We start from the raw sequence: 12,096 nt of genomic DNA on the forward strand, positions 1-12,096 counted from the left end.
TCTCTCACAGGCGTGGCGTGGGTGCAACCGCGCCCGAGCAGACCTACCCTGGGTGCATGGCACGGTCTCCCTTCACTCTAGCGGCGGCAGTCACGGCCGCCCTGCCCGAGGCAGAGGTCGTCGGGACCCGCGTCCTCACCGCCGGCGGCGATGGCCGCTTCGATTCAGCCGTCATCACGCTGGCCGATGGCAGCGAGGTCGCGATCCGGGTCGGCGACGACGATGAGACGGCCCGCGAGCTCGCCGCAGAGTCGATCGCCCTGCGGGCCCTGACCCCGGGTGCGCGCGCCATGCTCCCATTCCAGGCCCCGGAATACCGGGGCGAGACCCTGATCGCCGATGGTCGTGCTCTCGTGACGGGGCTTCTGCCCGGCTTCCAGATCGAGGCCGCTGACATCCCCGCGGGTCGGGGGGCCGCCGAGTCGATGGGCACCGCGATCGCCGCCCTGCATGCGCTTCCCGCCTCCGTCGTGCGCGGCGCAGGCCTCCCCGCCCGAAGCAGCGCCGAGGTGCGCGAGGAGATCCGTCAGCTCGTCGACCGCGCCGCCGCCACCGGCCGTGTTCCCGCACGTCTCACCGTGCGCTGGCGCGAAGCCGTCGACGATGACGACCTGTGGCGATTCGAATCGGCCGTGGTCCTCGGCGGGACCGAGGCGAAGTCCTTCATCTTCGACGACGACGACGAGCTCGGCCCCCGTGTCACCGGGATCGTGCACTGGAACGGTCTGTCGATCGGCGACCCGGCCGCGGACCTCGCGTGGCTCTCGGCGGCGCCGGATGCCGAAGCCGATGTGCACGCCGCATACGCCGCCGCATCAACCCGCTCCCCCGACCCGGCCCTCGTCGTGCGCGCCCGGATGCTCGCCGAGCTCGAATTCGCACGCTGGCTGCTGCACGGGGAATCCTTGCACCGCGACGACATCATGAATGACGCGGCAGGTCTCCTGGAGGCTCTCGCTCAGGGCCTGCGCGAACGCGATCTCTCCGTCATCGCGGCGCGCGCCGACGGCGTCGAATCCGCCCTCGATGCGCTCGACCGCGTTCCCGCGACCCCCGAAACCCTCATCGACACGTCGATGCAGACCGACGCTTATAATCCCGAGGACCTCCTCGTCCTCGCCGATCTCCCGGATGCCGCGCCCGCCGACGTCACAGAGGATCTGCGCGAGGTCGCCGAGTCGGACCTCATCCCGGAGGTCACGGACGAGAAGGCCGCGCCCGTCGAGCTGGCTGACACCGTCCCCGTTGCCCCGACCGAGAGCCGCGAAGCGGCACCCGGTCGCGCAGACGGCATCGCGACCGACGACGATCCGGACGCCGACCCGGCGGAGGAGGCTCAGCGCGCCGCGCGCGCAGCCCTCCAGCGCTGGACCAGCTCCTCTTCGGAATAGACGCGGTCTCCGCGGATCACGAGATCATCGGCGACGTAGTACAGAGCGACGTCGATCTCCTCCAGCGGAACCCCGAACCGCCGGTGGTACGCCAACCGGTACAGCGCGAGCTGCAGCATGCGCTCATCCCGCTCAGCGGCGGTCTTGGGCGCCTTGCCGGTCTTCCAGTCGACGATCTCGATTCGGCCGCCCCGATCATCACGGCGATACACGGCGTCCAGCTTGCAGATCACGATGTGCCCGGCATCGTCTTCGGTCCCGCCGCCGAGCGCGAAGTCGATCTCGATCTCGACCGCGATCGGTCGCAGCCGGGCCCATTCGCTTTCCAGGAAGATCTCCCGCAGCCGCTCGAGGTCGGCTTCATCCGCTGCGGATGCCGTCACAGCATCCGGCTGCTCCTCATCGATCTCCCAGAGCGCGCTCTCCGGACTCGGCGCCGCACCGACCAGCCCCGACCGGTGCTCGACCCAGGCATGGAAGAGCGTGCCCAGTCGTGTCTGCCGGTAGGGCCGCTCCGGCATCGGACGACTGAGCCCGCGCACCGTCGCCGCGTAGTCGGTGACGTACTCCTTGAAGCGCGAGGCCGGCACGCGCGTCGGCGCAACCGCCACGGTCCCGCTCTGCCGCTCGGCACGCTCGGCGAGGAGACGCTGCAGCAGATCGCTCGGCGTCGGCGCCGGTTCATCGAAAGCCGCGCGCACCGCAGCGGCGGCCGCTTCGACCCTCTCCCGGCGACCGCCGAGCGGATCCAGCGGCCACACCAGGGTCTGGCCTTCGCCCTCGTAGGGGTTCGCGTCCGGATCGACCTCGCCGGCCTCGCCCGCCCCCAGCGCCTCCCACGCCTCCCGCAGGAACGGTCCCGGAATGCGCGGCTTCTTCTGCCCGGCCCAGTGCGATCCGGTCAGAAGCAGATCCGTGCGCGCGCGGGTGACGGCCACATACGCCAGCCGGCGTTCCTCCTGCAGCTGGTACTCGCGGTACTCCTCCTTGAACACGGTGATCGCCCCGGGCGTGGTCTTGCTCGCACTCGTGAGCGAGGCGATCCCCGCCTTCAGCCGTTTCGCCTCATCGAGCTCTTCCTCGACGGGCAGGAACCAGGTGAACTTCGGCAGCGCCGCGGCATCGCCGCGCAACGCGAACGGCAACACGCCGAACCCGAACCAGCCCGACGTATCGCTGGGAGTGGAGGGCAGCTCCCCCTCGACCATCCGCACCACCGCCACAGCATCCCATTCGAGCCCCTTGGACCCGTGGATCGTCAGCAGCTGCACGACACCGGGCTCCGGCGGCTCCGGCCGCGGCATGAGCTCGTCCGTGACCTCGGCCTTGTCGAGCCAAGCCAGAAGACTGCCGATCGAGCCCCGGTCATCGGCCGCGAGGAAGGCCCGTACCTCATCGGCGAACGCCCGCAGCTGCGTCGCGGCGACACGGGCGGCGCCGCGCGTCTCGTTCGCCGCGAGTTCGATGTCCAGCCGCAGCTCGAGCTCGATCAGGCGGATGAGCTCGGGGATCGGCTGACCGGATGCCCGGCGGAGCCGCTCGAATGCCTCGCCGGCCAACCGGATGCGCGCACGCCCCTCGGAGGTGAATCCCTCCAGCAGTCGGTAGTCGTCGCGCAGGCCCCGCACCACGTCGACGGCGTCGATGATCGACACCGCCTCGTCGATGCCGCGCGATGAGCGGATGCGCGCACGTAGTTCATCAGGCAACGGGAGCAGTCCGCTGTCGCGGCGGGCGAGCTCGCCGGCGAGTGCGTACAGGGCCTGCATGTCGGCCACGCCGACCCCGAAGCGCGGGCCCACGAGGAGCCGGATGAGCGAGGACCCGGCGTTCGGATCATGGATCACCCGCAGCGCCGACACCACGTCGACGACCTCGGGGGTCGACAGCAGCCCGCCCAGTCCGAGAATGCGATGCGGAATACCCCGTGCCGCGAGCGCCTCGGCGAAGGTCTGCATGTGCCGCTTGGAGCGGAACAGGATCGCCCCCGTGTGCGGCTTGGCCCCATCGGTATGGGCCGCTCGGCGCGCGGCGAACCACTCCGCGACGTCGGCGGCCTCATCGTGAACCGTGAACGAGTAACGGGTCTCGACCGTCCCCCGCCCCGCCCCGGGACGCGGTTCGAGCGGCGGGACGTCGAGCCCCGGGCGCTGCAGCGGCACGAGCACGGTGTTCGCGATGTCAAGGATCGTGCTGTCGTTGCGCCAGCTCGTCATGAGGCTGTAGCTCTGCGCAGCCTGGTGCGCGGCGAACGTTCGCGCGAAGGCGTAGAGATTGTCGGCGCTCGCGCCGCGCCATCCGTAGATCGACTGGTGCGGGTCGCCGACCGCCATCACCGCGCTATCGCGGAACAGTGCTGCGAGGAACTGCGTCTGGATCACCGAGGTGTCCTGATACTCGTCGAGGAGCACCACGCGGTGCTGTTCGCGAAGCCCCTCGCGCACATCCGGCGACGATTCGACGATGCCGAAGGCCCCGCTGACCTGGTCGGCGAAATCGAGTACTCCCCGGCGGTGCTTCTCGGAGATGTACTCGCGCACCAGCGCCGAGAGCGTCGGCAGGGCCAGGAGATTGTCGGCGATCTTCGCGATCGCGCCGTTGCTGCGATAGGGCTCGAAGGCCGCGGCCTGCTCGAGCGCGATGCGGTCGGCCCGGTCGAGGTCGGCCCGGTGGTCGAGAGCATCCCCGGCCAGGCGCTGCACCGCATCGACGATCGTCGCCACCGACAGGTCGATGTCCTCCAGCTGCGGAAGATCGGCCCGCAGCACGACCTCGCGCGCCAGCATCCACGACGCCGCCTGGCTGAGCATCGCGACATCCGGGTCGCGGCCGATCCGAGCGGCGTGCTCGCGCACGATCGAGTCCGCGAACGCGTTGTAGGTCGAGACCTTCGGACGGATGAGCAGGTCGTCGCTGCTGCGCGGCGCCGATGGATCGAACCCGGTCGCGTATTCGGCGGCGAGCTCATCGAGCACCTGGGTCCGCACGGCGGCGCGCTGCGCCGCGTTCGTCGCGGCGTCGATGCGGGACAGGGCTCCGGATGCCACGATCCGCGGCACGAACGGGAGCAGGCCCCGCCGACCGTACTCGTCGATGACGGCCAGACGCGCGCCGATGCGTTCGGCGAGCTCGCCCGCGGCCTTGCGGGTGAAGGTGAGCCCGAGGATCTCGTCACGGCGCACGATGCCGTTCGCGACGAGCCACACGACGCGCCCCGACATCGTCTCTGTCTTCCCGCTTCCGGCGCCGGCGACCACGAGCGCCGGGGTCAACGGCGCTTCGATGACCTTCTGCTGAGCCGGGGTGGGCGGCGGCTGGCCGAGCGCCGCGGCGACGTCGAGCGCTGAGAGCCCGAGGCCGCGCAGTGACTCGGGCGCGACGACGCCGCTCACGCGCTCACCGCCGGAACCGTGTGGATGCGGCACGGATGCACACGCCACTGGACGTCGTGGCAGTGCGTCTCGACGTGGGCCGTGAAACTGTTGGACGACATGCCGCGAGCCGCATCGGCGAGACGGTTCAGGAACCGCGCGCGGTCCTCACCGCGCAGCGTGTGCTGATGCGCGACCCGGTAATCGCTCTTGGCCAGTGTCTGGGCCACGAGCACGAGGCGCGCTCCGGCGAGCGCGGCGGCATCCGCGCCCGCGACCTGCCCCTGCTCGACCGCGATCTGATACGCCGCGAGCTGAGCGTGCTCGAGCACCTTCCCATCGGACTCCGGCTCGTTCTTGCCGGTCTTCAGATCGACCACGACCACCCGTTCTCCCTCGGCCTCCGACCGCATCGCGGTCATTCCTCGTCCGCGCGCCGCCGCATGCTCGCCGCCGCCGGGCGGATACGCCTCGACGCGGTCGATGAACCCGTGCACGAGCGCGCGGTGCGGGCCGTGCACCTCTTCTCCGGTGTACACCGCGGGTGCCGCCTCGTCGTCACCGGGGCGCTCGGGCACCTGCACGGCGAAGCGGAACTCGCCCTCGTTCGCGATCACGCGTCCGCCCTCGGCCGTGACCCGATCGAGGTAGGAGTGCAGCCGATCGATGTACAGCTCGGCCCGACGACGTTCCTTGCGACCGATCCACTCCGTCTCGAACTCGAGCTCCGGCCAGAGCCGGGCCACGACCTCGCGCATCTTCTCGAGCTCGCCATCGGGCGCGATCTCCATGGCGGAGTGGATGATGGTGCCGATCCCGGCCGATGGCGGCAGCACCGTGTCTCCGCCGAGCGAGGAGATCGCCCAACCCAACTCGCAGGTCTCGAAGGCCTCCATCCTCGAGGGCGAGACGCGCGCCGCCTCGACCTCGAGGTCGTGCAGCGGAGCCGTCGTCGATGGTTCCGGAATTCCGTACCACTCGGCCGGCGCTGCTCCCGGGACGTCGGCCTCGGCGAGCAGGCGGAGCTCGCGCGCGGCCATCGTGCGCACGGCGGGATCGCTCGAGCTCGTCAGTGTGCGCCGGTGGCGAGCGACCAGGCCGCGCAGCGTGAGCGGATGCTCGGAGGACGGATGCTCCGACAGCAGCGGCGGCTCCGGCAGGAACGAGAAGAACGGGCTCGGCCCCGTCGCGTCGTCGTCGACCGCCGTCACGACGATGCGCGAACGAGCCCGGGAGACGGCGCGCACGAACAGACGGAGTTCATCGTGCAGCGCTTCTCGGCGCCGGTCGATGGCTCCGGGCGGGTCCAGCGGCGCGCCCGTGCGCGCAGCGGCGACGGCATCGGCCAGACGCCACGTCTCGAGCATGCCGCCGCGCAGGCGGGTATTGGGCCAGACACCGTCCTGCACACCGGAGACGATGACCGCCTCGAACTGCGTTCCCAGAGCCGTGGCGGGCGTGAGGAGGGTGACCAGGCCCGGACGATCGGGGGTCGAGAGCGTGTCTTCGGGCACCTCGCTGTCGAGGATCTCGCGCACGAACGTCTCGGCGCGTTCATTCGGCGTGCGCTCGACGAAGCGCTTGGCCGCATCGAACAGTGCGACCAGAGCGTCGAGCGAACGTGCGACCTTGGCGCCGCCGGGCTGCTCCGCGGCCTCGCGCCAGTGCCGTTGAAGCTTCGAGCCGTCGAGGGCGCGCGCATCGTCCCAGATGCGCCACAGCAGCTCGTGGATGGTCTCGTTCGCGGCGGCCGCCGCCGTGGATTCGGCGAGCGTCCGTGCGAAGCGGGCCGCGACGCGAGCCTCCGGAGCGTCGATGAAGGTGAAGGCGAGGGGCTCGGCCATGGCTGCCCGCAGCAACTCGGATGCCGGCGTCGCCCCGCCCTCGGCGAGCTCGGCATGCCGCATCCGCGCGCGCAGACGGCGCAGACCCACGGCATCCATCCCGCCGAACGGCGAGCGCAGCGCGTCGACGAGCATCTCGGTGGTGCGCTGCTCGAGCGGCGTGAGCGCGAGACGGACGATGCCGACGATGTCGCGCACGATGCCCTCGCTGCCGAGCGGGCGCTGCACGCCCGCGGCCCGGGTCGGGACCTCGCGCGCCGCCAGCTCGGTCTCGAGCATCGTCACCTGCCGGGTGTCGTGCGCGATCACCGCCATGTCGCTCCACGCGATGCCGTGGCTGAGGCGCCAGTCCCGGAGCGTGCCGGCGATCCGGTCGATCTCTTCATGGGGAGATCCCGCCAGATAGGTCTGCACGGCATCATCGGGCTCGTCCGGACGGGGCCCGGGGGCACGACGGTGATCGACGCGGCCGGCGACGCCGATCGCCTGGGTGACGGTGCGCGTCAGATCGGTGAGCGCACGGGTCTGCCGGTGCGCGGCGTCGAGGACGAACAGATGCTCGAGCACCGTCGTGAGTTCGTGGAACAACTGCGGACTCGCCCCGCGGAATGCCCCCGAGGAGATGTCGGGGTCACCGAAGGCCATGACCGCGATGCCGCGCTCCCGCAGTGCCCGCACGAGCGTGATTCCCCCGCGCGTCGTCTCCTGCGCGTCGTCCATGAGCACGACCCGCAACGGCGCCAACGGGCCGAGCGTCGCCGCATCGGCGCGCTGCAGGATCGCCGCCGCCTCGCTCACGAGGTCCGCGGCATCGCGGTAGGAGGTGCGCATTCCCGCGAGAACCGCGCGGTACTCCTCGGTGAAGTCGCCCACCGCGCGCCACACCGGGCGGTCGGAGGCTTGCAGCTCGTCGGGCCGGACGCCCAGTTCGGTGCACTCCGCGAGGAAGGCTCGCAGCTCCGAACGGAACCCCGTGGAGGCGCGCACCGAGCGGCTCAGCGTCTCGGGCCAGCGACTGGGCTGCCCCGACTCCTCGTCCTCGGCGTCTCCGGCGAGGAGATCGGCGATGATGCGGTCCTGATCGGCTCCGGTCAGCAGCGCCGGGGGCTCCTGGCCCGCGTGCACCATCGCACCGCGGACGATCTGGAACGCCAATGAACCGAGCGACCGTGCCAGCGGCCCCGGTGTCGCCTGCGCGATGCGCACGCCGATCCGGTCGCGCAGCACGGTCGCCGCCTGACGATTCGCGGTGAGCACGAGCACCTCTTCGGGCGCGAGCGCATCGGGACCGGACAGCAGGTGCGCCACCCGGTCGATGAGCGTGTGCGTCTTGCCCGTGCCCGGACCTCCGATGATCACTCCGGATGCCTCGACGGGGGCGTTGACGACCGCTCGCTGGCCAGCATCCTCTGTCATGGCATCCACGCTATCCGGCCCCGCCGACATCGCCGTCGCGGCCCGCGGCCTCCCCCGTTGTGCGCCCCTGGCGAAACCTTCCCCGCCGCCGGTCCTCGCGCCGCCGGCCGGGGTAGAGTTGGCGCAGTCCCCGACATGTCAAGGAGCACGCGTGGAAATCCGCATCGGCATCATCAACACCGGCCGCGAACTGAACTTCGAGACCGCCACCAGCGCAGACGACGTGCGCAGCCAGGTCGCCGCAGCCCTCGAGCAGAGCGCGGCCAGCGTCAGCTTCAGCGACGTCAAGGGCAACTCCTACATCGTGCCGACCGCGAACCTCGCGTACATCGAGCTCGGCACCGAAGAGTCGCGTCGCGTCGGCTTCGTCGCCTGACGATCCGATGTACATCCTCCTCGCACTCATCGCCGCGTGCGCGCTGGGAATCGGCGTGCACTACCTGATCCCGAACCGTGAGCTGCGCGGCGTCGCCCTCGTGCCCGCGACCGCGACCGCCGCATCCGCGGCGATCTACACGATCATGCAGTGGAGCGGAATGAGCCAGACGAACGGCTGGCTCTGGCTCGCATCCATCGTCGGATCGCTCGCGATCGCCGCGGTCGTCGGCGTGGTCCTGACCCGTCGCCGTCAGACGGAGGACGCCGAGAAGAAGGCCGCGCTCGGACTCTGAGCAGACCTCCGGCTCTCAGGCCGCGAGACCCATCGCATCCATCCGCCGGGCGTGCGCTCCCATGAGCTCCGTGTAGACGGGCTCGACCCGCTCCTCGTCCTCGGCGAGGCGCTCGGTGCGCAGCGCCTGGCGGGCGACGAGCAGCGTGTCCCCGACCAGCCGCCGAGCCCACATCGACAGCAGCGATCGCCATTCGGCGTCGCCCTCGATCGTCTCGGTGAGGATGCGCACGATCTCGCCCGTGGCGTCGTCCTCGCTGAGGATCTCTGCCACGCGCTCCCCCGTGCTCCCATAGCTCGAGGCCAGCGCGAGATAGAAGTCATCGAGCATTCCCGCCGTGATGTACACCGACAGCAGCGTCTCGCGCGGGCGCGCTCCGATCGTCTTGCGGCGGAACGCATCCAGATGCTCGCGGAACGGCAGCATGACCTCGGTGGGGTCATCGCCCTGCGCGCGGATCACCTCGACGATACCGGTGTGCTTGCTCAGAGCCGCTCCGGCGGCCTCAGTCAGCGCACCCTTCTCGTCGAGATCGGGGGTGGCCCGGATCAGCCGCGTCAGCGTCTCGAAGTAGCCCAGCTGCAGATAGGCGGCCTGGCCGAGGAAGCGGTTCAACTCGGGGGCGAGCTCCGCGAAATCGACGCGCGTCGCATCGCCCATGTCTCCCCTGCTGCGCAAGGACAGCATGCGACGGGGCTTCTCTTTGCGCCAGAACCACTTCACCACGCGTTCAGACTACCCGCGCGCGAAGATAATCTGCGGCGATCCGGAGCCCCTCGGGTAGTGTGGGGAGGTGTCCTGCCGTCGGAGCAGGACCCCGCGCCTGTGGCACAAAGACGGCGTGGATCCGTAACGAGGCGATCTCTTCGCTTACGAAGGTCGCCGGACAGGCAATAGAACACGTGACAACTTTCGCCGATCTCGGCATCGATCAGGACATCGTCGACGCACTCGCCGCCAAGGGCATCGTCGACGCCTTCCCCATCCAGGAGCAGACGATCCCCCTCGGCCTCCCCGGCCAGGACATCATCGGCCAGGCGAAGACCGGTACCGGAAAGACCTTCGGCTTCGGCATCCCGGTCGTCCAGCGCCTGGGCGAGAACCCGGAGCCGGGCGTCAAGGCCCTCATCGTCGTGCCCACCCGCGAGCTCGCGGTCCAGGTCTACGAAGACATGGACCTGCTGACAAGCAACCGCTCCACCAGCGTCGTCGCCATCTACGGAGGCAAGGCCTATGAGGGCCAGATCGACCAGCTCAAGGCCGGTGCGCAGATCGTCGTCGGCACGCCGGGCCGCCTCATCGACCTCGCGGGCCAGCGCCTGCTCGATCTGTCGAACGCGACCGAGGTCGTGCTCGATGAGGCCGACAAGATGCTCGATCTCGGCTTCCTCGCCGACATCGAGAAGATCTTCTCCAAGGTCCCCGCGGTTCGGCACACGCAGCTGTTCTCGGCGACCATGCCCGGCCCGATCGTGGCCCTGGCGCGCCGGTTCATGTCGAACCCCATCCACATCCGCGCCAACGACCCCGATGAGGGCCTGACGCAGGCCAACATCAAGCACGTCATCTACCGCGCGCACTCCCTCGACAAGGACGAGGTCATCGCCCGCATCCTGCAGGCGGAGGGCCGCGAGAAGACGGTGATCTTCACCCGCACCAAGCGCGCGGCGCAGAAGCTCGTCGACGAGCTGAGCGACCGCGGCTTCAACGTCGGCGGCGTGCACGGAGACATGGGCCAGGAGCAGCGCGAGCGCTCGATGGCGGCGTTCAAGGCCGGCAAGAAGGACGTGCTGGTCGCCACGGACGTCGCCGCCCGCGGCATCGACGTCGACGACGTCACCCACGTCATCAACCACACGATCCCCGATGAGGACAAGACCTACCTGCACCGCGCCGGCCGCACGGGCCGCGCGGGCCGCAACGGCACCGCCGTGACCTTCGTCGATTGGGAAGACCTGCACAAGTGGGCCCTCATCAACCGCGCCCTCGAGTTCGGTCAGCCCGAGCCCGTCGAGACCTACTCGTCGAGCCCGCACCTGTACACGGATCTGAACATCCCCGAGGGCACCAAGGGCCGTCTGACGACGGCGCCCAAGGCCCAGGCGCCGAAGAAGCCGGCGCGCCAGCGCCCCGAGAAGGCAGCCGACGTCGCCGCCGAGCAGGGCGCGGGCGACGGCACCACGCGTCGCCGTCGCCGTCGCCGCCGCGGCGGTTCGGATGCAGCGGTCGGATCCACCTTCGTCGAGGATGCCGCGTCCCCCGCCGCCCCCGAGGCGGCTCCGGCCGTCGACCGCGACGCCGATGGCGCAGGAACGCACGATGGCGACAAGAGCCATGAGCACCAGGACGGCAAGCCCGCCCCCCAGCGCCGCCGCCGGCGTCGCCGTTCGGGCGGTGCGGCACCCGCCGGCGCCTGACACCCTCTGACCGGTGGGGCGGATGCGAGCTGCATCCGCCCCACTGTCGTCTCAGGCGTCCGCGAGCTGAGGCGGCGTGCCGGTGGCGCGATCGATGATGCGGGCGAGCATGGCGTCCGCGGTCGTGTTCTCCCCCGGCAGGTTGGGCTTTCCGGCCCCGTGGTAATCGCTCGAACCGGTCACGATCAGATCGTGCTCGACAGCGATGCCGTGCAGCATGCGCTTGCCCTCGTCGGTGTTCTCGCGGTGATCGATCTCGAAGCCGCCGAGCCCCTCGTCGATCAGCTGCTCGATGAGGGCGAGCGGCATCATCCGGTCGCGTCCGGCGGTGACGGGGTGCGCGATGACCGCCACTCCCCCGGCCCGGGTGATCAGGCGCACCGCGGTGAGCGGGTCCGGCGCGTAGTGGGGCTCGTAGTACCCCTCGCGCGGATGGAGGATGCCGTCGAACGCCTCGCCGCGATCGCGGACGATGCCGCGGGCCACAAGAGCATCGGCGATGTGCGGACGCCCGACCGTGGCATCCTTCGTCGTCTGTGTGAGCACGTCTTCCCAGGTCAGGTCGTAATCGCGGGCGATGTTGCGCACGATCCGCTCCGCGCGGCCCATCCGATCCTCACGGATGCGACGGGTCTCGTCCTGCAGCGCAGCGTTCTCGGGGTCGAAGAGGTAACCGAGCACGTGCACGCTGCGCCACTCGTGCTTCGCCGACAGTTCGATGCCGGGGATGAACGACACACCCTGCCGTGCCGCTTCCCGCGATGCCTCGCCCCACCCCGTCGTGCGGTCGTGATCGGTGAGCGCCAGAGTGCGTACGCCGTGGGCGTGAGCCTGGCGCACGACTTCGGCGGGCGACTGCGTGCCATCGGAGTGGTTCGAATGCAGATGCAGGTCATTCGGGCCGGTGAAACGCGGGCAATCGGTCATGATTCGACCCTACTGCCGCCGGTTCCCGGGAGTGCCGAGGCAGGCCATTCACAGCGTGC

At 70.3% G+C, this 12,096-nt stretch carries 8 protein-coding genes; 4 read left to right on the plus strand and 4 right to left on the minus strand.

What is annotated here, in order from left to right; all coding sequences use genetic code 11:
- The first annotated feature begins 56 nt into the window (after positions 1–56).
- A complete protein-coding gene (locus ACWAUG_RS01160) occupies positions 57–1,391 on the plus strand; it encodes a phosphotransferase (RefSeq protein ID WP_460800625.1) in 1,335 nt (444 codons plus the stop codon).
- Here ACWAUG_RS01160 and ACWAUG_RS01165 read toward each other — a convergent pair.
- On the minus strand, positions 1,337–4,783 hold the full coding sequence (locus ACWAUG_RS01165) for an ATP-dependent helicase (RefSeq protein WP_460800627.1): 3,447 nt from the start codon (positions 4,781–4,783) through the stop codon (positions 1,337–1,339). The genes ACWAUG_RS01160 and ACWAUG_RS01165 overlap by 55 nt on opposite strands.
- Positions 4,780–8,022, minus strand: coding sequence for an ATP-dependent helicase (locus ACWAUG_RS01170; protein ID WP_460800629.1), 3,243 nt, complete (start codon positions 8,020–8,022; stop codon positions 4,780–4,782). Before ACWAUG_RS01170 ends, ACWAUG_RS01165 begins: the two co-directional genes overlap by 4 nt.
- Positions 8,023–8,173: 151 nt before the next feature.
- Between ACWAUG_RS01170 and ACWAUG_RS01175 the strand changes: the two genes are divergently transcribed.
- On the plus strand, positions 8,174–8,398 hold the full coding sequence (locus ACWAUG_RS01175) for a DUF3107 domain-containing protein (protein WP_298036813.1): 225 nt from the start codon (positions 8,174–8,176) through the stop codon (positions 8,396–8,398).
- Between the two features lie 7 nt (positions 8,399–8,405).
- Positions 8,406–8,693: a hypothetical protein gene (locus ACWAUG_RS01180; protein ID WP_298036816.1), complete on the plus strand. Its 288-nt coding sequence runs from the start codon at positions 8,406–8,408 to the stop codon at positions 8,691–8,693.
- A 15-nt stretch (positions 8,694–8,708) separates the two neighbouring features.
- On the opposite strand, the gene ACWAUG_RS01185 is transcribed toward ACWAUG_RS01180, so the two are convergent.
- The gene (locus ACWAUG_RS01185) at positions 8,709–9,419 is read right to left on the minus strand and encodes a ferritin-like fold-containing protein (protein WP_298036820.1); all 711 of its coding nucleotides are present in this window, start codon (positions 9,417–9,419) and stop codon (positions 8,709–8,711) included.
- A 176-nt stretch (positions 9,420–9,595) separates the two neighbouring features.
- On the opposite strand from ACWAUG_RS01185, the gene ACWAUG_RS01190 reads away from it, so the two are divergent.
- Positions 9,596–11,110 (plus strand): DEAD/DEAH box helicase, encoded by a 1,515-nt coding sequence (locus ACWAUG_RS01190; protein ID WP_298036823.1) that lies wholly within the window; start codon positions 9,596–9,598, stop codon positions 11,108–11,110.
- 51 nt (positions 11,111–11,161) lie between these two features.
- Here the strand turns inward: ACWAUG_RS01190 and ACWAUG_RS01195 are convergent, their stop codons facing one another.
- On the minus strand, positions 11,162–12,037 hold the full coding sequence (locus tag ACWAUG_RS01195) for a PHP domain-containing protein (RefSeq protein WP_460800631.1): 876 nt from the start codon (positions 12,035–12,037) through the stop codon (positions 11,162–11,164).
- Between the last annotated feature and the right edge of the window lie 59 nt (positions 12,038–12,096).

This window comes from Microbacterium sp. GXF6406 (genome assembly GCF_054798215.1).

Bases quoted from the DNA above. Each gene is read 5' to 3' on its own strand.
- ACWAUG_RS01160 (WP_460800625.1), top strand. From the start codon at position 57: ATGGCACGGTCTCCCTTCACTCTAGCGGCGGCAGTCACGGCCGCCCTG.
- ACWAUG_RS01180 (WP_298036816.1), top strand. From the start codon at position 8,406: ATGTACATCCTCCTCGCACTCATCGCCGCGTGCGCGCTGGGAATCGGC.
- ACWAUG_RS01170 (WP_460800629.1), bottom strand. From the start codon at position 8,022: ATGACAGAGGATGCTGGCCAGCGAGCGGTCGTCAACGCCCCCGTCGAG.
- ACWAUG_RS01195 (WP_460800631.1), bottom strand. From the start codon at position 12,037: ATGACCGATTGCCCGCGTTTCACCGGCCCGAATGACCTGCATCTGCAT.